Genomic DNA, 21,412 nt, shown 5'->3' with positions numbered 1-21,412 from the left:
AAGTGTTATGGCATATAGTAGTAGAACAGGTAAGCGTCCTGATGAGTTAGCTAGCAAATCGTCCCATTCATTTATTATAAATGATGAGGAAGTTAAATCATTTTTGGAAAATTGTGAATATCCCAAATCTGCTGAAGAAGTAGAATTGGATAGGTCTCTTATCATTAAAGTTCAATATCCTGATGAGAATACAATAGAACATATTATAGCAATGGACGGAGGTTACTCTACTATTCCCGTAAAGAAAACATTCCCTTCTTCGCTAATAACATTTTTCCAATTTGGAGAGATTTTCCTAAATACAGAAGATTTAAATAACATTTCTGAAATGCCATTTATTTCCAGGGAATCGATGGCTGCACTTAAAGACTTAGAAAGAAGTAAATTAGTACTTCCGACAAAAAACGTTTCATATAATAGCAATATCACTTTAACCCATTCTGTTCGTCGTACAATTTATGAATACTTTAAAAAGAAAGGAGAAGAAAATAGTAATTTACTTTCGACGACTTATTGGCTAATCTTTAATTTATTCGACCAACCAGAGGATAGTTTTAACCTGACCATTTGTCCATATTGTAAAGAAACAAATCAAGACATTTTACGTTCCAATTTCAATGATGAGTACATTACGAAGTGTCCTGAATGTGATGGAATATTATATATAACTGATTATTTTAGATTGCATGAAGTGATTGATGATGAGCTTGGAGCTGGTGGAATTCTTGGCTACTTGGTTAACCTAATCGAGCAGATAAATATTATACATACAATCAAGTATATTAAAGAAACCAAACCCAAATGGTTAAATAAATTTTTCTTTATTAAAGATGGTCCATTAGCATTTTTTGGACAAACTGCAGATACTCATAAACATGTTAGAAAACTATGTAATTATCTTTTTAAGCATCATAATTTGTTTTTGGCAGGTTTAGAAAAATCAGGAGCATTTGTAGAGCATGCAGATGAAATTAAGAAGCTATTAAAGCCTGGAGAAGCTTTATTGCTTAACAATAAGCACATTTATTCCTATATTTTACCAGGTTCTTCAGATAATCCTGATCCCTATGCACATACATCATATTATAGTTCGAAGATTATCTTTAAATCAAGAGATGAAAGAGTATATGTCGTCACGCTTCCTGTTGAAAATAAAAACATAGTATTAAACCCGCAAAAGGATGATTTTAAAAATTTGGATATAATACTGTGGAATATAGAAAAGCTAAGATGTGATATGTATGATAATTCAATTGTACCGGTAGCTTTAGCTAATAAGCTCATTTCACTATCTAGCCATCCTAGCTCAAGTATTTTGGAAAAATTTGCTAAAAAACATACAAAATGATTTACGTAGAAAGAAATATCATTCCTGTGCCTGAAGTCTTTTATTCAAAGGAAGTCGAAATAGCGAAAAAAAGACTAGAAGAGTTCTATTTAAAATCAAAAGAGAGCAGATCTCAGCAAAAATACTCGCAACCCTTTGAAAAAGAATTAAGAAATAAATTTCTTGAAGCACTGCGAGAAGTGTTTAAAGGGAAATGTGCTTATTGTGAATCAGTGATACCTCTCGAAACTTCAAGGTCAGAGTATGATCACTTTCGCCCTAAAGGAGGAGCAAGAGGATTGGATAATGAATTTTCAACAGATCATTATTGGTGGTTAACTTATGATTGGAATAATATTTATCTGAGCTGTACTTTATGTAATCAATATAAATCAACCTGGTTTCCAGTTGAGGGAAAAAGAATCCCATTAAATACACCCTACAAAGAAGTTATATATCATGAAAAAGCTTTGCTATTAGATCCGTGCTTTGATAAGCCAGAGGAACATTTAATTTATAACGAACAAGGTGAAGTAGATTTTCTTACTTCCAAGGGAAAAACAACGATAGAAATTATTAAGCTAAATCGGACTGAATTAGTAAAAGCAAGAAGAAAAATTATACAAGAACTTAAAAGAGAATGGGAACATTTCTCTAAGTTATTTTCTACTCCTGAAGAAAATATGACTGCTATTAATGAAATGGTCAAATCTTGGGGGTTCATTTTCAATGATGAATCGAGTAAACCCTATTTGGGTATTCAAAAGCAGATTCTTACTAAATTATTTAAGGATGTAGGTATAAATGATTATTTGAATAATCGGGATTTTAAAATATTTCAATATTCTGAAATTCTAAAAGGTAAACCTTTGAATTTTTCACAAGAAGATATAGAAAAGTTTGCAAACAAGGTTGAATTAAGTTTTGAAGATAAAGAAGAGATTAATCAAACCCTAAACATTGATAAAATAAAGCATATATATGTTGAAAAAATAGAGTTGAAAAACTTTAAGTGTTTCTCTTCTTTAGAATTAGAATTTAATCATAATTCTGATTCTCTTATTGAAAATGAACCATGGTTATTATTTCTTGGTGAAAATGGTGTTGGAAAAAGTTCTCTATTGAAAGCTTTTGTAATTGGCTTGACAGGAGATGAATATATAAAAAGTTTAGAGCTAAAAGGAAAAGACCTTTTGAAGCATAGGGCAAGAAATGGATTTATTCGAATACATCTTGTAGGGGCAGTTCAACCTATAGAGGTAACTTTTAATAGGACAGAAATTAAAACTACATTACATCAACCTATTGTTAATATTGTAGCCTATAATTCCATACGTTTAAAGCCTAAAAAAGGAAAAATTCAGCCTGAAAAAGGAGATTTTTATGGAGCTAAAGCCAAAAATTTATTTGATTATACATTTTCCTTGATAGACGCTGACAACTGGCTTGTTAAATTATTTAAAAAAGATAAAGATGCGTTTGACAGAGTAGCGATAACTTTAAAAGATTTAATGCTGCTTGAAGATGATGATACCATAAATATTGAAAAAAATCAACCAGTTGTAAAAAGGAATGGAGATATTTTTTTCATAGATGAACTAAGTGATGGCTATAGATCGATTTTTTATTTGGCGATTGATATTATGGCAACTTTAGCCGGGGAAAATGTAACATTTGATTTAGCGGAAGGAATGGTACTTATTGATGAAATAGGTACTCATTTACATCCACGTTGGAGAATGGAAGTGGTTACACGATTAAGAATAGCTTTTCCCAAAATCCGTTTCGTAGTAACAACGCATGAACCTCTTTGCTTGAGAGGATTAAGATCTGGAGAAACTGTTGTACTTACCAAAAATCAGGAAAATGAAGTAATAGCGTTGACGGAGTTACCCGACCCAAGTGAGCTACGAGTAGACCAAATATTAACTTCTGATTTTTTTGGATTAAAAAGTACAATAGATCCTGAAACAGAAAGGCTTTTTGATGAATATTATGCAATTCTTGCTTTGGAAGAAAAAGACAGAAGTGAAGAACAAAAAAATCGTCTTTTAGATTTAAGCCAAATTATTCCTCGGATTAAACATTTGGGAGATACAGAACGAGAAGAACTTACTTATTATGTTATTGATGAATTGCTCGCTCGCAAGACAAGAAAAGATGGGCCAAAAATCAAAAAGGATTTAGAAGCCGAGGCATTGAAACGAGTTGAAAGTATATGGAAAAGTTTGGACACTAAAAATAGATCATTATGATAAAAGTTGATAGATCTCAAGTGTCAAAGCCATCTGCATTAAACAAACAAAATAAAGCAGGTAAAACGGAGACGGAAAGAGCAATTGAACATTACACTTCTCCCGCTTTTGACGGAACGACTAATTTCGAGTTTAAAATATATTCAGATTCTGAGGTAAAAGGAGCTTTAATAAAGTTGTTCAAAGGGAAATGTGCATACTGTGAAAGTACATTTTTACATGTTTATTCTGGAGATGTTGAGCATTTTCGTCCTAAAGGAGAAATTGAAGAAGCAACTCCACATAAGAAACCCGGTTATTATTGGCTTGCTGCAGATTGGGACAATTTGTTATTGTCTTGTAGAAACTGTAATCAAAAGCTTTCTCATTCCATGTACGGGATAGGAACTAAAAAGACAATGGGAAAAATGAACCAATTTCCTCTGTCAGATGTGACAAAATATGTACGTACGCATGATAATGTTAATGGAATTACAGATGAAGAACCATATAGACTTTTACTAAATCCATGTATTGATAATCCCGAAGATCATTTGGAATATGGTGAGGAAGGTGTCATTCGTCCCAAAAAAGATGAGGGTGGAAACGAAAGTATCATGGCTAAAAAATCAATAGATGTCTATGTTTTACAGAGAATGTATCTTGTCCAATCTAGGGAAAAGAAACTTATTGAAATGCAGGCACAAATACAAAGAGTGAAAGAAGCCACCGAAAATTATAATGATATTATTGGATCTCCAGACACAACAAAGAAATTTTACTTTGAACGAATCTTAAAAAGAGAGTTGGAGAGATTAAAAAAGTTCTTAAATCCAGAGGAAGAGTATGTTGGTATGGCAAGACAAGTAGTGGGTGAGTTTTTAAGAGTAAATTTTGGTATTGTTATTTAATTATGAACTGGGTAAAAGAAAATAGAAATCAACTTGCCATAAATAACTATGTAAGAAAAGCAGATGCAAAAACGAATTATTGGCTTGATTTATCAGAGGGAAGAATTAACCATTATAGAGAGTTAAGCGATAATTTCAATATTATTATTTATGGAGATGAAGATATTGAAACTGATTTTTATATAATTCCTTTTGAGGAATTAAAGCACCTATTACTTGAAGACAATTTTGCTAAAAGTGAAGGAAGACGTCGGTGGATTGGGAATATTATCAATCATCATATTTCATTAAGTAATACAGGGGTAAAACTAAATATTGCTCACAGATATAGTGTGCCTATTTCTCTAGTTATTGGACCTTTAATTTTAAGTACAGAAGGCACTAATGACTATGCAATAGAAAACGCGAAAAGAGAAATACAAATAAGAATCAAGCAATCCTCATTTCGAAAAAAAGTTTTAAAGAATTTTGACCATAAATGTTGCTTAACTGGAATTAAAGAAAATGATTTATTGGTAGCAAGCCATATTATTCCTTGGTCAACTAAAATTGACACAAGATTATCACCTCATAATGGTCTTTGCCTTTCTACTTTATACGATAGTTTATTTGACAAGGGATATTTTACACTTAATGAAAAGTTTGAGGTAACAATTGCTTCAAAATTAGATGAATTGAGTATACAAACTCAAAATTGGTTGAATGAAATTTCTGGAAAAGTAATTTCAAATCCTGTACAATATGAAATTAGTCAAATTGCTTTGGAGTATCATCGTAATACAATTTTTGATAAGTTTTAAATGAATAAGAACCAAATAATATCAAAATTAATTGGTAATCTGTTGAACATTCAAACAGATGGAGACCATATTACCGTTGCTGAACTAAAAACTATTGATAAGAATGGATTGAAGGAAACTATTGATATCAATACCGCTTTACTTTCACCAAGTCTAATTAGTAAAATAAAATCATCACATGTTAATCCTTATGTAAAACTATCAGGAGCATACTATAGAGAAGATTATGAATATAAACCTTCATTCTCATTATATCTTTCAAAATCTTCAGGGTTAAATAAAGCAGAACCTTTGGTTGTTTCTTGGTGTTCAGGTAATCACACCACCTTCATGATTGATCAGGGCTTTTTAAGTACCTTTAAATTATCACCACGTTTGTTAGAAGACGAAATTCTATGGGATGATTTAAAAGAACCTGAATACGATGTCGTAAAAATCAAACCTCTTTCTGAATATGATTTTCCAACACATTCCAAAGCTAATGTAAAGGTCAAGAAGGATTATTTGGAGATTTATTTAGCTTTCAGAAAGAAAGTTGCGGTACAGGTATTTACTATAAAAAGAGATATCGCAATAGACGAAGAAATCTCCACACTGCTTAAAAATAAAAAATACTTTATAGAAGAATTTAAACAGTTCGAAATAAGGCTTAGCAGATTTGACCACAAAGAGGATATAGCTCACTTAGAAATAAATGGCTTCAAGGTTTTACTGGCAAACATTAAGAATAATCAGGAAGAAGAAACAGTTACAGGGCATCATTGGAAAGGAATTGATGGGTTGGTAACAGAGTGGCGAGCAAGACACGAAATGCCGTTTGAGTATGTATATGTTTCTGATAAAGTATTGGCAGTATATGAAGCAGACGAAGATTATGAAGTTCATCCTTTATCAGGGAGTGTCAGCTATAGAAATCAGTGGGCAGTTAACCATTGTGATCGTGTTGGAAAAAATGCTATTAAAATTGACATCAAAAAGCTATACGAGGGTAATAGATATACAGTTATTGATTACTGGAACAAATTCTCGATTCACCCATCCGAGATTATTGAAGGAGAAAATATTGCTGAAAAAGCCGAACGTTTGACTAGGAAGTTCTTTTTGTTTGGGCGAATATTTACAGGTTTATTTAATCACTTATTCGAACTTAATTATTCGGCAAAAGACTTAATTGGTTTAGATGAAGAATACATTGAATATACAGGATGGTTAGAATTCCCCGAATTCAATGCTATTGCTCAACACGTAGATTTAAAATCTTTTTCCAAAGAACAATTTATATCCAGATGTAAAAAGCTATACATTTTGGTAGGGGAAAATCTTCAAGAAAAACCTTTACGCAAGATTGTAAATATGTTAGAATTTCCCGTTTCAATAACTAAAGAATTCAGAAGTATAAAATTACTTGAATTGATTATAGCTTATCTAAAAATTTCCGACGAAAGTGGTTTACATCCAGTAGATAATAAAGAAACCCTTGTAGGGAGAGTTTTAGAAATTAAAAAATTTAATGAATTAATAGAGTTATCAGCTGTGAATAGTATTAGACAGTTAGATGCCCATAAAACTAATGATTCAAAAACAAGACTTCATAAAGCGTTAACGGATTTGGGAATACAGCCTAATGCTATTTCGAATAATTATGCGGACGCTATTTGGCAAGTTTATGACAGTATTGATGAGATGTTTGTGGATTTGAATATGTTTCTTTCAAATGCCTATAACGTAAAATAATTATCATGAAAAATGTAGATATGATTCCTAATTACTATGCCTATACGTTAAAGACTAATGGAAGAAATTTATCCGAAGAACAAAAGATTCACTTTTTCAATTGTATCAATAAGATTTATCGCAATAATGATAAGTTCATATATCGAGGAGATAAAAAAGAAAAGCTGTACCCAATTTATGGATTAAGCAAGAAAAGTTCTGACGAACAATTTCGAGATACGTTATTCATATTAGGGGCAAAGGCTAATATGTTTCTTATGAAGCTGCCTGGTATAAATGAAATAAATATTGATGGTGCAAATAATAATGTGTTCAATCTCATTTTCAAAATGCTATCCAACTTGCTTAAGAGGGAGTTTCCTTTTGGTCCAATTCGCAGATTTGTTGGCGATTTTAAAAAAAGAGAATCAGGTGTTATTAACTTTTTTAGTAATCAAGATAATGAATATCGTTTTATTGACATTATATCCAATCTTACTCCAAAACAGCAGATTATTGTCCGGGATTATTACTTAGGGTTACTGCATCATATCAGTAAAAGTGAATACTATGCTTCTTCTTTTATGTTAAGTACAAGTATTGATTTTTCGCAAGCTTCTAAATTTGCATCAAGTAAAGAGGAAAAAGATAGTAAAAACCCTTTGATTATTTTTGGTTGGGTGCCTTACAAATACGAAGGAATATTAAGTGTCCCCGATTCTAGAGTTCTAAGAAGGAATATTAATATGGAAGTTATTGGTTTGCCTGTTTATGAAAAGAGCTTTTTTCCTTATCAAAAGGAAGTTACCTTAAAAGGAGGTTTACTACCACATTATCTTCTAGGTTATTTGCACAATAAAAGAAGTGAGAAAATATTTGAGATTAATCCAGCATTATTCAATATAAGCGGTACGTGGAATGGTATAGAATTACCCGTTGATCAAAGTACATTTCATCAACGTATACAGAACACTTTATTCGGTCGTTATTTTACACTTGAAGAAGATAATAATCAATTCAGACAATACCATACAATGTAGCAGCAACTAGTGAAAATGCCACCCCTTCCCACCGCTCAAAAAAAATTACTGTCATGGTTTTTGTCCCACCGCACATCAAGCACATTGCCTGATGGCTAGAAAGTTTTGTTTAAAATATTAAAATACGATAAGCCATCAATCAAAGAGCTTGTCCAACGCTCAAAACAAAAACGCGTACGCTACGCAACTCATGCCAGTAATTTTTTTCCCCATGCTATGTTACATAATGTGGCATTATAGTGCATAAACAAACATTCTGCTCCAAATGAACAATCCGCATGCACTATAATAACATTATGTAAAATATCTCCCTCACCCAACGCTCGTGTGGTTTGTTCCAGGACACCTTTTTTAAAAACTTCCTCGCACCAGCCGGTTTTTAAAAAAGGCATCCTTCACAAACCACTTTCACAATTCCGTATCACATTTATCTACAATTGATTGATAATACATCGCATGAAATTCACAACTATTTTTATCATCTGTATGTTTAAATCGGTAGTATTTGCATTGCTTTTGTAAGTTTTAAAAATGGCTTAAAAATTCAGTCTATCAATCATCGGATAAAGCCATTTTTAAAACCCACAAAACCAAAAAAGCCAGCATAAGTATAGTTTTTCATTTGCCAGAACATCACAATCCATTGTTTCCGCGATAGCTGATGCCATTGCATAACTAAACTACATTTTTCTGAATACTAAAAACTAAATACTGAACACTTCTCGTGGCATCAGCTATCACAAAAACAATCACAAAACTCTAATAAGCAAATAAAAAACTATACCCATGCTTGCGCTACTGCACCATCGCACTACGTAAGTCCTTGCAGTTTGCTTGCAGCAAACACATTTATCTGATTGTTAAAGTAAAAATCCAAGTTCAAAAAAAATAAATAAAAAAAAGGAAGCAAAGATAAGTTCCAGGTATTCAGAAAAACAAGTTCAAGCCCTACGGGTTTTTAAAAAAATCTCCACCCATACCGTTCCATAAAAGATATTCCTTTTCGATTTGATGCTAATTAATCTAATCAAATATCGGGTAGTATTTTTTTAAAAAAACCTGTTTTTCTGAAACCTTCCACTTGAACAGACGGCTTTCTTTTTTTTCTTTTTTTCTTTTGAAATAATCATTCTTCGCTTCCAATTAAAAATAAAATTTGGCGAATAAAAATTTAATGGGCAAAGCGTAGCGAGGCAATCCTGTATTTCAGATGAAAATAAGAACAAAAGAGAAGCTAATTTTTAAAATCGGAAGCCATGCTCAACTTTATCATTAAAACACATCAGAAAGGAACGTTTTACACACAACCTCATCTATTTATTCTAAACAAAGGATTAAATAGTGGCAAACCTCAAAAAGAACCATTCACAAACAGCTTTGTAGTCATTTTCAAGAATGAAGAAGATATTGAAAACACCTATTTCATCGCTTACAGTCTTTGGAAAACAAAGTTTTGGCATCAACATTTGGTAGGTTCTGTTATTCCATTTTTAAGATTGCCTGATTTCAAAAAAGAATTTTTTTCTAAATCTAAAGCATTAATGGAAGAACACGAAGAGCATCTTAAAAACGTGCATACTTTAAAGCTTTTAGAACAATCTGAAAAACGTTTCAATCAAAACCTAAATCTTATAAATGATATGAGAAGAGTGATTTTATATAGATATTGCAACAGATAATAAAAGCTTAAACTAACGACCAGACTCGTATTAATATATCTCAAAAACTTCTATAAATCATGATATAAAGGGTGATTTCTGAATCTATATTTTTAATCAATTTTTAATTAAATTTGGAATTTATTTTGGAAAACTAAATGAAATTTGAAAAACATATACCTTCTGAAAAATTAAGACCTTACATTAAGTATTATGTAGTGTCTGAAAATGATTTTGAAAAAGAGTATAAAGTTTTTCCTTCCACTAACCTTGTCATTGGATTTCAGTACAAAGGACAATTATTTAATGTAAAAGACAATCTAGAAATTAAACTTTCCTCATCCGGAATAACCGGCATTTCTGATAGTTATAAAACTTTTAAAAATTCAACAAATATTGGAACAATCCTGATTTATTTTACCGAAATTGGATTTGCTCATTTTTCTACAAATCCTGTCAATGAATTATTCAATTTAAGTATTTCACTTGATGATATTTTCAATAAAAGTAAAGTAAATGAAATTGAAGAAAAACTAACATTAGCTTCGACCGATAAACAAAGAATTAAAATTACAGAGCTGTTTTTAATTTCGCAATTAATAGATATTCAATCAGATAAGTTAATAATTGAAGCTGTAAAATTAATTTACCAAAGTCAAGGAACAATCCGAATAAAAGAATTGAATGAAAAATTATGCATTAGTCAAAGTCCATTCGAAAAACGATTTAGAAAAACTGTTGGAATAAGTCCTAAAAAATTTACCTCGATTATTCGATTCAATTCAGTTCTTGATCATTTAAATAAAAACAAATCTTTAATCGAAATCTGCTACGACAACAATTTCTTTGACCAAGCCCACTTCATAAAAGACTTCAAACAGTTCACAGGAGATACTCCTGAAAATTTTAAACGATTTTTATAGAAAAACGATTTTTTACAATGGCATCTCGCTAATCTACTACAACTTTGCATTGTAATAATTAATGAAATAAAAATGGATAATAAAATTTCATGTATTTCAACTCGTTCAACCACTTAAAATCAAGAAAATATGTTTACAGTAGAACAAATCAAAGCAGCTCACAGCAAGGTAAAATCAGGTGCAGACTTTCCTGCATACATTAAAGAAATCAAACAATTAGGTGTAACACATTATGAATGTTATGTAAATGATGGGCATATTGATTACCATGGAACAAATAACTATACCGCAACAGTTCCACCAAAATATGATGCCCTAAACGTCGCCGATAAAGCAAATATTCAGCAGTTTAAAATAGAATTAAAAGAACATCAACGAGGAAAAACAGATTATCTAACATTCATTAATAGTTGTGCAACATTTGGTATTGAAAAATGGGAAGTAAATATGGAAAAAATGTCTTGTATCTACTTTGACAAATTGGGCAACGAAATTTTAGTTGAAAAAATCCCTCAATAAAATTAGAAGAAAGTAACAATATCTTTCATTAAATCAAGAAGCCAAATCTTTCGACTTGGCTTTCATTTTGTTTAACCCAAAGGTCACCACAACTAGGGTTAAACTTATTTTTTGCGCTTCTTTTGTAGGCTTTTAAGCAGTAACGAAATAGTAAAACTTACGATAGCTCCAACAGTGGCTAAAATAACTGTTTTTGCAATATCTTCAGAATGAATATTTGGTACAATACTTAAAAAAGTGCCTCCAAGGGTGCCCGTCAAAGTATGGTTATTCGCTGTCATTAGTTGTAGTCAATTGACTTACCGTAGTCAATACACCTCCTGCAACAGCAACATAGCCACCAATAGTCGTAACTATAACAGGCAAAGCCACTGGAGCAGCTAAAATGGTGCCACCTACAGCTGCTAAAGCTAAACCAACAGTTCGAAGCACTTTAAAAAACTTTGGAGTAGGAGCCGAAGCTCTATTTAAAACTTTTTTCATAATCTATAAATTAGATGTAATTAATAATTCAACACTTCCTTTCTGATCAATTGCTCGATAAACATGAATCTTCAGTTTTTCAAAAGCCTTTCTAGACATCAATCCTAACCCTGGACCAGAAAGTTTTGTTACTGGAGCGATGCATCCATTCAATTCTTTCAAAGCATTATTGGCAGGGTGAAACAAAATATAGCTTCTATTTTGTACATCAATAATTTCCAAATGCCATTTGAATTTCTGACTGTACCGTTTTCTAATAAAATATTTCCCTTCCGGAATGCAGGAAACTCGCTTTTCATTATTCTTCCAAGGCAATTCAATAGTATTACAAATCAATTTACCCTCACATTCGAGTTTCCCATTCGTCCCATCAGGGAAATAAGTTCTGGTTAAAACTAAAATCATTTTTTAACCTTTTTTGTCAGACTGAGCTTGTCGAAGTCCACTAAACACCACCATCAACTTTAGTAATAGACAACGGATTAAACGCACCATTTTTCAATGGATACATTTGTCCATTAATCTCTTGATAAAACTCAAGACCTAATGCTAAAAACAATGGTTTCGTTGAGTTAGCAGTAATTGCATTCGTTTGGCTTATAACTGCAGTTGCTGTATTATCCCAAGGTAAAATCGCAGTTTCAGAACTAGAAACCACAAAAGTTTCTGTTTCAAAATCCACTTCCGCTCCTCCAGAAATGATTTTAAAGTGAGTAGTTCCACTTGGAGCAGCAATCATATTCGCAGGGATAAATGATGCTAAATCCACTTTAATTTCACCAGCAACACGGTCAATAGTCGCTACAAACGGAGCAAACAAAGAAGTTCCAAGCTTACCACGAATATTGAATTCAAATCCAAATAACAATTCAGCTTCTCCATCAATAACGTTTCTCAAGCCTCTTTCGCTCACTAAATCCGCTTGAATAACCTTAACCATGCGTTGCGTTAAGCGGCTTACCATTCTACTATCCGCAGAATTCAATAGTAAGGATCTAAAAGCTGTTCTTAAAAGCTTACCAGCTTTTCCAGCTCTTCCAAACTCAGCACCATTCTCCCGAGTTCTTTGAAACGCAGGATCACTAGCAATTCTGCTAGCATCAATACCACCTTTCTCACGAGCCAAATGGCCATCTTGCGTTTTGTAAAAAGTAATATCTCCAATAGTACCTTTTAATTTAATTATGCCTTTCTGTCTAGCCATAACTTCAAAATTTAATTAAACATTCATTTAAATTCTCCTTCATTCTTCCAATCTGTTGCAACTATTCTTGAATGATTTAAAACAAATTTGAAACAAGATTATTTACAAAAGAAAACGATTGTCATTTTATGACACATATGTCCAATATCGACACAAAAGACATCACAACAAGTTTATTAATCGTTTCTGAACCAGTTCAAAGAATGATTAATTTTATGGCTTCAAATATTTAATTCAGATAGGTTTTAGGTAACTCAAAGCCTAGTCAAAGGCATAGATATAGTATGAAAAATGAACAAAAGAGGCTATGTATCTACCCAAAGGACATACAACGTATTACAGGAAAGAGTTATAGACAGAGTGCAAGAATGTTGCAAAAGATTAGAACTGAACTTAATAAGCTTGAAAATGAGTTTGTATCGGTTGAAGAGTTCTGTAACTACACAAGCTTAAAGATTGAACAAGTCGAACCATTAATTATTGGATGAGGTTTATAAAAAATGTATCAATTAATAAACTTCATTCTACATACTTTTTACTTCAATAACCAGTTCAATAAATGAACAATAATTTTGATAATTGACTTTGTTTAATCATCTAATTTTCATAGATTTGTACTATAAGATTTCGAAAAATTTGCATGTCATTTATAGATGCAAAAGCGAGACCCTAGGAGATTTCAAGATATTAAAATCAACAATATCAATCGGTTAGAAATGGATGACAAATCCCTCTTTCTCCGCAAAAGGAAAACCCACAATTTACATTGTGGGTTTTTTATTTTATGAAATATAAAAAGACATTTTTTACAACACCCTCTGCAAAATAGTTACCAAATCTTTTCTTTTAAAGGGTTTTTCCAGAAAGGCATCCATGCCATTTGCCAAACATCTTTCAATATCTTCTTGAAATGTATTGGCCGTCATGGCTATGATTTTAACAGGAAACTTTACCATATTTTTCTTTTCCAGCTCCCTGATTTTTAAGGTTGCCTCTATACCTCCTAAAAGCGGCATTCGAATATCCATCAGGATAATATCAAAGTGGTGATTTTCAAACATCTCTATAGCCTCTATACCATTTTGTGCTACTTCAACATGATTCGATAATTCACTTAAAACAATTCTAGCCACTTTAATGTTTATTAAATTGTCTTCAACAATTAAAAACCTTTTATTTTTAAATGCAAACTGATAGTTGTCACTTTCTGTCCATTCAACAACTCTATCTTCGTATTGCATTTCTAAAGCTTTAAAAAGGGCATTTAATAATTGGTTCATTTTAATAGGCTTATTAAGACCTACTTCAAAACCATCCTTGTCTATTGCTTGCGTAATAGAAGACAATAAAATAAGTTTTATGTTTCTAGTTTCTGGGTTTTGCTTAAGGTTCTGCACAAAAGCTTTACCGTTAACCCCAAGCACTTGGTAGTCGACCAAAACCAAATCAAGGGTATTACCATCTTCAGATGCTTTCTTCAAGAAATCGTAAGCTAAAGCTCCATCATTCAATTCCAGCACCTCCATGCCCCAAGCCTTCAGGTAATTTTTTAATATAAATCTATTGGTTTCATTGTTATCAACTACTACAACACGCTTTCCTTTCAGGGCCTCTTTGTTAAGAATTATATCTTGCTTCTTAACTTCGTTTGAAAAAGAAAACACTACTTTAAAAAAGAACGTCGAACCAGTTTCTGGTGAACTATCAAGTTCTAAAGCACCTCCCATTTGATCAACCAATCGTTGTGAAATGGCCAACCCGAGTCCTGTGCCGCCATATTTTCTAGTGGTAGATGCATCTACCTGGGAAAATGATTTAAACAGTTTCTTTTGATTTTCTTTTGAAATACCAATGCCAGAATCCTTAACCTTAAACTCAATTTCATGGAAACCATCCTTGCTTTCTATCTGGTTGACATAAATGGCAACCTCTCCATCAGAGGTAAACTTGATGGCATTATTGACCAGATTGGTGATAATTTGTTTTAACCGTATATAATCACCATTAACAAATTCTGGGACATTAGGATCTATAAAAGTAAAAAGGTTTGTAGATTTTGCAACAGCTGGCACTAAATGTAAATCGGCAACCTCTTCAATAATACTCCGGATATTTATGGGAACTGTTTCCAATTCCATATTCCCAGATTCAATCTTGGAAAAATCTAAAATATCATTGATTAATGACAATAATGTTTGACCCGATTTAACGATAATATCCAAATACTCCATTTGAATGGGTTCCAGGGATGATTTACTCAAGATATCGGCCATACCAATAATACCATTCATGGGGGTTCGAATCTCATGGGACATATTGGCAAGGAATAAACTCTTCGCTTTATTGGCCTCTTCCGCCTTTTCCTTAGCAATGGCATACCTCTGCTTAGTTAATTCCTGCATGGTTGCATCTCGCGAAATGCCTGCAAGACCAATAATCTTAGAACTCTTATCCCTGATTGGTACTTTTGTGACTGAAAGCCAAATAGTATTTCCGTCTAGGTCTTGCAATTTCTCTACCTCATTGATTATTTCCAACCCCTTTTCTAGAACAATCTCATCTTGTTTTCTGTGTTTATTGGAGGCATCTTTAGAAAGAAAATCAGCATCCGATTTCCCTATGAGATCCTCTATATCAATCTTAAAGAAATTTGCAATGGCTTTGTTTGCGCGAATGTATTTAGAGTTAATATCCTTAAAAAAAATATAATCAGGAATATTGTTCATGAGTATTTGCAAGAAGTCCTTTTCTTTCTCTAGCCGGTCTTCTAATCTTTTTTGTTCTGTAAAATTATGGGAAATGCCAACAATACCTATGACCTCCTGTTTGCTGTTAACAAATGGTATCTTGGTCGTTAATTCCCAAAAGCGCTCCCCATTTTTCACATGGCTTTCTAATTTATTTAAAATATAACTTTTCTCGCTCATAATTCTTTGCTCATCATCAAAAGCTTCTTGGGCGTGGGCGTGTTCAAAGAAATCAAAATCGGTTTTTCCATAAAGCGCCTCTGGCTCGGATAAGCCAAACATATTTGCCAATGCCATGTTGCAACGAATAAACTGGGAATTTCTGTTTTTAAAATAAATCCTGTCTGGTAAGTTATCCATCAACAAATCCATATATCTTTTTTCCCTACGCAGATCTCGTTCAATAAGGTATTCATTTGTAACATCCCTAGAAATGCCTAACATACCTATAGAATTACCTTTGGAATCCTTCAATGGTATTTTTGTGGCTCTTACATACTTCTCTCCGCTAGATGTAACCAAATGTTCTAATTTTTTAATCAGTGGAATACCATTTTCCATTAACGATTGTTCATCGTTATGAGCTTCCCTACTTTGGTTTTCTTCAAAAAAATCTTCATCCTTTTTGCCAATGGCTTCTTCCGGAGAAGCAATCCCTAAAGTATTGGCTTGCGCTTGATTTATCTTTGTAAATCTGGAGTCACGATCTTTAAAGTAGATGGCATCTGGTATATTAGACATTAGAAGGTCTAAAAACCGTTGGCTTTCTTCTAATTTTTCTTTTTGTCCAATATATGCTTTATCTATCAGATTTAATTTTGAAAACAATTCAAAAATAGTAACAGCATCAAACTGACTTGGCAACTGTAACACTTCTAAATGGGAATATTTATCTACTTCAAAAGGCTTTTCATATACAATAACAGGCACATAATACCTAGAATCATTAAAAGAAATACAGTCTGGAATGTTACCACTTGACCCCGAATTATCAATTAATATTGCATCTGGCTTGGTTTTCTTTATAGCTGCATTTAATAACTTTATGTCACTAAAAAAACAATAGATTAACCCATCGTAACAAGGCAGTGATTCTAATAAAAAATCGAAGTCATTTTCGAAAAATACAAACAGTCTTTTCACGTGTCTTAATTAAATAATATAAAAATACCGGTTGGTTTTTAAGATTTAAAGTGCACTATTGTATCATAATTTAGTATAGAAACACGCACTTTTTACGGCTTGTATGAGAGAAAATAACCAAAAACAGACATTAGGGGCACAATAAAATTATTTCTAAATATATAAAAAATTTCATATTTATTTGAAAACGATTGTAAAAAATAAATACCATTAATCTCATAACTTTTAGCACAATACCAAACAATTATTGCTGTGAAATGGTGATTTATGAAGGTAAAGAATGAAATTTTTAATGGTATAAAACCAAATTTAAAAATATAATTTTAGAAACTAAATTATGATTTAAACCCAGTTTACTAATTAAAATTAGGTGCGGTTGGGATATACTGAAATTTAGAAACCTCAACTTTGTATGAATAAAACAATAATGATTATTTCAGTTTATTCATCTTTTCAATTTCTATAATAAGAATCATATTTTTTTCTTTTATTTAATGAAATTTAATTTCAGTTTACTCCTATAAAAATCTACTGTAACACAAAAATATTTCTTATTTTTATATGTCATTTTAACCATATTTTATACACTACTGCACGAGATTTATTATAACCTTCCATACTGAATTTGACATAAAGGATTTAATTGTTTTTACAAGATTTATGGCAAGTACTGAAGCGTTTAAAAAATTAAAATGCTATTAGATTTTTTTAAGCTAATAAGCAACCATGATATTAAAAAGTTTAAATAAACTTCTCTTCGCATTAACCACTTTATCAGGTTGTTATTCAATAAATCATTCTTCGAAATCACAAAATTTAAATACAAATGAAAACCACCAAAACTAAATTGTTTTATTTCAGCCTTTGCTGCCTTGTTTCCATGGCTTTTTTACCAAAACAAGAAAAAGCAAAAATCCCCATTTATCTAAACACATCGTATTCATTTAAAGAAAGGGCCATAGACCTAGTTTCGAGGATGACTCCTGAAGAAAAGCAAAGTCAATTAGGTAATACCATGCCCCCTATTCCAAGACTAGGCGTTAATCACTATGATTTCTGGGGTGAAGCTTTGCATGGTATTATGGGTAGAAACAATAATAGCGGTATGACCGCTACCTCATTTCCCAACAGCGTAGCGGTAGGTGCCACATGGGATCCTGAACTGATAAAGCGTGAAACAAAAGTGATTTCGGATGAAGCAAGGGGTTTTAACCATGATCTTATTTTTACACTCACCTATTGGTCGCCCGTTATTGAACCAGCAAGAGATCCACGTTGGGGAAGAACAGCCGAAACATTTGGGGAAGATCCTTTTTTAGTGTCTCAAATTGGAAAAAGTTTTATTCAAGGTTTGATGGGCGACGACCCTACATATCTTAAATCTGTTCCTTGTGGAAAGCATTATTTTGCCAATAATACGGAATTTAACCGCCATTCTGGAAGTTCTAATATGGATGATAGGGATATGAGGGAGTTCTATCTATCCCCATATAGAACATTGATACGTGAAGACAAACTACCATCTATCATGACGGCTTATGGTGCCGTAAATGGTGTACCCATGTCTGCCAGCAAATATTTAGTGGATTATATTGCCCGCAAAACTTATGGCATGGAAGGCTATGTTACAGGTGATTGCGGGGCGATTGATGATATATTTAGAGGTCATAATTACGTTAAATCCAACGAAGAAGCAGCTGCTTTGGGACTTTTAGCTGGAGTGGATACTGACTGTGGCAGTATATATCAAAACCATGCTTTAAGTGCCCTAGAAAAAGGCTTGTTAACCCAAGCAGATATCGATAAAGCCTTAATAAATATTTTTACCATCAGAATGAGAATTGGAGAGTTTGACCCAAAGGAAAAAGTGTCTTACACCAACATTAAACCAAACATCATTAATGATCCTTCACATAATGATCTTGCTTTAGAAATTGCACTTAAAACTCCTGTTCTACTTAAAAATAATCTTGTTGGCAAAACCAACACAAAAGCACTACCTATCAATTTAAAAGGTATTAAAAGAATAGCTGTTTTAGGGCCACAAGCCAATAAAATTGAGTTAGGCGATTATTCGGGTGAAGTGGAACCTTCTTTAAAAATAACTCCTTTGGCAGGGATTCAAAAGTATATAAAACAGCATAATCTTAATATAGAAGTTGTGTCCAAATCAAGTGGAAATACGGATAGGAAAACGGATTTCTTTACCATGATGAGTTTCTCAACAGTGAGCAAGGATAAGGTTTTAAAGGACTATGATGCCACAAAATTTGATGGTTCAGCTGCGGGTTTGATTACCTCTGCCCGATTTGGACAAGTTTCAGTTCGAGGCATAAAAGATGGCGACTGGACGGCCTATAACAACGTTGATATAACCAATGTTGATACTATTAAATTTAACATGACAGTAACTGCTGAAGGCGGATTACTAGAAGTGAGAGTCGGTTCTCCAACAGGCAATATATTGGCAACCGAAAAAATTCAAGGCACTCAACAATCAGGTGGTTTTCCAAGAGCTAAATCGGTTCCAGTTAAAATAAACACATTGGGCATTACTGGTCCTCAAACCATTGTATTGGTATATCGTGAAGCAGAAACTCCGTGGACAGATAAAGAAACTTTAGATATGGCAGCCTCAGCCGACGTTACTTTAATATTTGTTGGTACTGATCAAACAACAGGAAGAGAAGAATCCGATCGTTTTGAAATAACCTTACCAGGAAACCAAAACGAACTCATTAAATCGGTTGCAGCCGTCAACCCAAATACTATTGTCGTAATGCAAACCATGGGCATGGTTGAAGTGGAACAGTTCAAAAATTCACCAAACATTCCCGGTATTATCTGGACGGGTTACAATGGGCAAGCACAAGGCACCGCCATGGCTAAAATTTTATTCGGTGATGTGAATCCGGGTGGAAAACTAAATGTTACGTGGCATAAATCATTAAACGATCTTCCTGATTTTAATGACTACACCTTGCGTGGTGACGGCACCAATGGAAGAACGTATTGGTATTATAATAAAGATGTTTCGTATGAATTCGGATTTGGCATGTCTTACACTGACTTTGAATACAGTAATTTCAAAATCAATAAAAACAATATAACTCCTAATGATAAAGTCACCATTAGTGTGGATGTTAAAAACACCGGAGCTGTTGATGGTGATGAAGTTGTTCAGATATATTTAAAAACGCCGGATAGTCCTGCTTCCATGGAACGACCTATTAAAAGATTAAAAGGTTTTAAAAGAGTCACCATTCCAAAAGGACAAGTAAAAACGGTATCTATTGATATAGACTGTGCTGATTTGTGGTTTTGGGATACCATAGCAGGTAAAATCACTTTCGACCAAGGAAAATACATTTTTGAAATTGGTGCATCCTCCAGAGCTATTAAAGGTCAAGTAGAAGCCAACATGAGTGGCACTTATAAACCTATATTAACAACGGTTGTTGCTGAAAGCGATAAAGTTGTTTTAAGACCTGGAGATATGATTCAAACGAGTGTCACTGCAGCGATGTCTGACGATAGTTTTTACGACCTAGCAAAGGCTAAAGTGGATTACAAAAGCAATAATCCATCCGTTGCCAAAGTTGACGAAACTGGAAAAGTAATAGCTACGGGTGTGGGAGTAGCATTAATACACGCCTATGTTACTGTTGATGGGATAACCGTTTCAAATAATTATCCGCTGAAAGTCATGCCTGACCTGAATCCTAAATCCATTACCATCAATGGCAAGAATATCAGTGGTTTTGATAAAAATGTAAAAGCTTACAGTTATCTTTTGAGTTCAAAATCAAAAATTCCCGTGGTGAAAGCGACTGCTTTGGGAGATAACATGACTATAGATATTGAACAAGCTAAAAGCATTCCAGGAACAACCATTGTAAAGCTTATTGACAACATCACATTGGAAACAAATATGTATTACTTCAATTTTGATGTTAATTCCGTTAGTGATGAGTTTAATGGTTCTGTGGGTAATCAATGGACATGGTTTAGGGAAAATAATGCCACTAAAAACACTAATAATGGATCGCTTACTATTACAAGTGAAGAGGGAGATATATCGGAAGGCACCAATAACGCTAGAAATATACTGCTACAAAGCGCTAATAATGATTGGATAGCAGAGACTAAATTGGTTTGCTCCAGAACGCCTTCACAACCAGAAAACACAGGCATTCTAGCTTATCAAGATGATAGTAATTTTGTTAAATTGATGTTCCGTGCTGTTACAAAAACAACACGTTCAAGCGGCGTTCAAGCGGGCACCATCGACTTTATGATGGAAGAAAACGATATTGCAAAATCCGTAGCAAGTTTTAATGTGCCAACAGAAATAATAGGTAGTAATTATTTAATTCTAAAATTAGAGAAAAAAGGCAGTCTGTACACCGCTTATTATTCTTTCGATGGCAAAAAATTTGAAACTCTAGGAATGGTAAATGTACTATTAAAGGATATCAAGTCAGGGCTCATTGTAAGCGATGGATTGATAATACAATATATGAAAAGTACGTATTGGTTTGATTCAGATACTACAAAACTCAGCACTCCCTTTAATGTGTCTTTTGACTATTTCCACATAACAAATAGTGGATTGAAAGAATTATAACAAACGGATTTAACAACTTAAAAACCTATGGCGAGCTAACTTGTCATAGGTTTTTTTTATGGTATATAATAACCTTACGGAAG

15 protein-coding genes are annotated in these 21,412 nt (G+C 32.9%); 10 read left to right on the top strand and 5 right to left on the bottom strand.

Features of this window, described 5'->3' with window-relative positions:
* Positions 1–7 precede the first annotated feature (7 nt).
* The 9 genes from CDH50_RS14130 (at position 8) to CDH50_RS14085 (ending at position 11,125) form a co-directional block, all read left to right on the top strand.
* A complete protein-coding gene (locus tag CDH50_RS14130) occupies positions 8–1,348 on the top strand; it encodes a DNA double-strand break repair nuclease NurA (RefSeq protein ID WP_100612942.1) in 1,341 nt (446 codons plus the stop codon).
* A complete protein-coding gene (locus CDH50_RS14125; protein ID WP_100612941.1) occupies positions 1,345–3,582 on the top strand; it encodes an AAA family ATPase in 2,238 nt (745 codons plus the stop codon). The genes CDH50_RS14130 and CDH50_RS14125 overlap by 4 nt, the downstream gene beginning before the upstream one ends.
* A complete protein-coding gene (locus CDH50_RS14120; RefSeq protein ID WP_100612940.1) occupies positions 3,579–4,472 on the top strand; it encodes an HNH endonuclease family protein in 894 nt (297 codons plus the stop codon). Before CDH50_RS14125 ends, CDH50_RS14120 begins: the two co-directional genes overlap by 4 nt.
* Before the next feature lie 2 nt (positions 4,473–4,474).
* Positions 4,475–5,272, top strand: a complete 798-nt coding sequence (locus tag CDH50_RS14115; protein WP_100612939.1) for an HNH endonuclease — start codon at positions 4,475–4,477, stop codon at positions 5,270–5,272.
* Complete coding sequence (locus CDH50_RS14110; RefSeq protein ID WP_100612938.1) at positions 5,273–7,006, top strand: hypothetical protein; 1,734 nt, start codon at positions 5,273–5,275, stop codon at positions 7,004–7,006.
* 5 nt (positions 7,007–7,011) lie between these two features.
* Positions 7,012–8,025, top strand: coding sequence for a hypothetical protein (locus CDH50_RS15225; RefSeq protein ID WP_198513509.1), 1,014 nt, complete (start codon positions 7,012–7,014; stop codon positions 8,023–8,025).
* Between the two features lie 1,256 nt (positions 8,026–9,281).
* On the top strand, positions 9,282–9,704 hold the full coding sequence (locus tag CDH50_RS14095) for a DUF6943 family protein (protein ID WP_100612936.1): 423 nt from the start codon (positions 9,282–9,284) through the stop codon (positions 9,702–9,704).
* A gap of 137 nt (positions 9,705–9,841) precedes the next feature.
* Positions 9,842–10,606: a helix-turn-helix domain-containing protein gene (locus CDH50_RS14090; RefSeq protein WP_100612935.1), complete on the top strand. Its 765-nt coding sequence runs from the start codon at positions 9,842–9,844 to the stop codon at positions 10,604–10,606.
* A 129-nt stretch (positions 10,607–10,735) separates the two neighbouring features.
* Positions 10,736–11,125, top strand: coding sequence for a DUF1398 domain-containing protein (locus tag CDH50_RS14085; protein ID WP_100612934.1), 390 nt, complete (start codon positions 10,736–10,738; stop codon positions 11,123–11,125).
* A 104-nt stretch (positions 11,126–11,229) separates the two neighbouring features.
* Here the strand turns inward: CDH50_RS14085 and CDH50_RS15220 are convergent, their stop codons facing one another.
* The 5 genes from CDH50_RS15220 to CDH50_RS14060 form a co-directional block, all read right to left on the bottom strand.
* On the bottom strand, positions 11,230–11,406 hold the full coding sequence (locus tag CDH50_RS15220) for a hypothetical protein (RefSeq protein ID WP_198513508.1): 177 nt from the start codon (positions 11,404–11,406) through the stop codon (positions 11,230–11,232).
* A complete protein-coding gene (locus CDH50_RS14080; RefSeq protein WP_100612933.1) occupies positions 11,393–11,608 on the bottom strand; it encodes a hypothetical protein in 216 nt (71 codons plus the stop codon). Before CDH50_RS14080 ends, CDH50_RS15220 begins: the two co-directional genes overlap by 14 nt.
* Positions 11,609–11,611: 3 nt before the next feature.
* On the bottom strand, positions 11,612–12,013 hold the full coding sequence (locus tag CDH50_RS14075) for a DUF5675 family protein (RefSeq protein WP_100612932.1): 402 nt from the start codon (positions 12,011–12,013) through the stop codon (positions 11,612–11,614).
* 40 nt (positions 12,014–12,053) lie between these two features.
* Positions 12,054–12,812, bottom strand: coding sequence for a hypothetical protein (locus CDH50_RS14070; protein ID WP_100612931.1), 759 nt, complete (start codon positions 12,810–12,812; stop codon positions 12,054–12,056).
* Between the two features lie 806 nt (positions 12,813–13,618).
* Entirely contained in the window at positions 13,619–16,702 is a 3,084-nt protein-coding gene (locus CDH50_RS14060) for a PAS domain-containing hybrid sensor histidine kinase/response regulator (RefSeq protein WP_100612929.1), read from the bottom strand.
* Positions 16,703–17,528: 826 nt separating this feature from the next.
* Between CDH50_RS14060 and CDH50_RS14055 the strand changes: the two genes are divergently transcribed.
* Positions 17,529–21,329, top strand: a complete 3,801-nt coding sequence (locus CDH50_RS14055) for a glycoside hydrolase family 3 C-terminal domain-containing protein (RefSeq protein ID WP_198513507.1) — start codon at positions 17,529–17,531, stop codon at positions 21,327–21,329.
* Positions 21,330–21,412 lie beyond the last annotated feature (83 nt).

Source organism: Confluentibacter lentus, from assembly GCF_002806995.1.
GTDB lineage: Bacteria > Bacteroidota > Bacteroidia > Flavobacteriales > Flavobacteriaceae > Confluentibacter > Confluentibacter lentus.
This window is presented reverse-complemented; position numbering and strand designations above follow the sequence as displayed.

Coding starts and splice junctions, on each gene's coding strand:
- CDH50_RS14130 (WP_100612942.1), top strand. CDS start 8: ATGGCATATAGTAGTAGAACAGGTAAGCGTCCTGATGAGTTAGCTAGC.
- CDH50_RS14125 (WP_100612941.1), top strand. CDS start 1,345: ATGATTTACGTAGAAAGAAATATCATTCCTGTGCCTGAAGTCTTTTAT.
- CDH50_RS14120 (WP_100612940.1), top strand. CDS start 3,579: ATGATAAAAGTTGATAGATCTCAAGTGTCAAAGCCATCTGCATTAAAC.
- CDH50_RS14115 (WP_100612939.1), top strand. CDS start 4,475: ATGAACTGGGTAAAAGAAAATAGAAATCAACTTGCCATAAATAACTAT.
- CDH50_RS14110 (WP_100612938.1), top strand. CDS start 5,273: ATGAATAAGAACCAAATAATATCAAAATTAATTGGTAATCTGTTGAAC.
- CDH50_RS15225 (WP_198513509.1), top strand. CDS start 7,012: ATGAAAAATGTAGATATGATTCCTAATTACTATGCCTATACGTTAAAG.
- CDH50_RS14095 (WP_100612936.1), top strand. CDS start 9,282: ATGCTCAACTTTATCATTAAAACACATCAGAAAGGAACGTTTTACACA.
- CDH50_RS14090 (WP_100612935.1), top strand. CDS start 9,842: ATGAAATTTGAAAAACATATACCTTCTGAAAAATTAAGACCTTACATT.
- CDH50_RS14085 (WP_100612934.1), top strand. CDS start 10,736: ATGTTTACAGTAGAACAAATCAAAGCAGCTCACAGCAAGGTAAAATCA.
- CDH50_RS15220 (WP_198513508.1), bottom strand. CDS start 11,406: ATGACAGCGAATAACCATACTTTGACGGGCACCCTTGGAGGCACTTTT.
- CDH50_RS14080 (WP_100612933.1), bottom strand. CDS start 11,608: ATGAAAAAAGTTTTAAATAGAGCTTCGGCTCCTACTCCAAAGTTTTTT.
- CDH50_RS14075 (WP_100612932.1), bottom strand. CDS start 12,013: ATGATTTTAGTTTTAACCAGAACTTATTTCCCTGATGGGACGAATGGG.
- CDH50_RS14070 (WP_100612931.1), bottom strand. CDS start 12,812: ATGGCTAGACAGAAAGGCATAATTAAATTAAAAGGTACTATTGGAGAT.
- CDH50_RS14055 (WP_198513507.1), top strand. CDS start 17,529: ATGAAAACCACCAAAACTAAATTGTTTTATTTCAGCCTTTGCTGCCTT.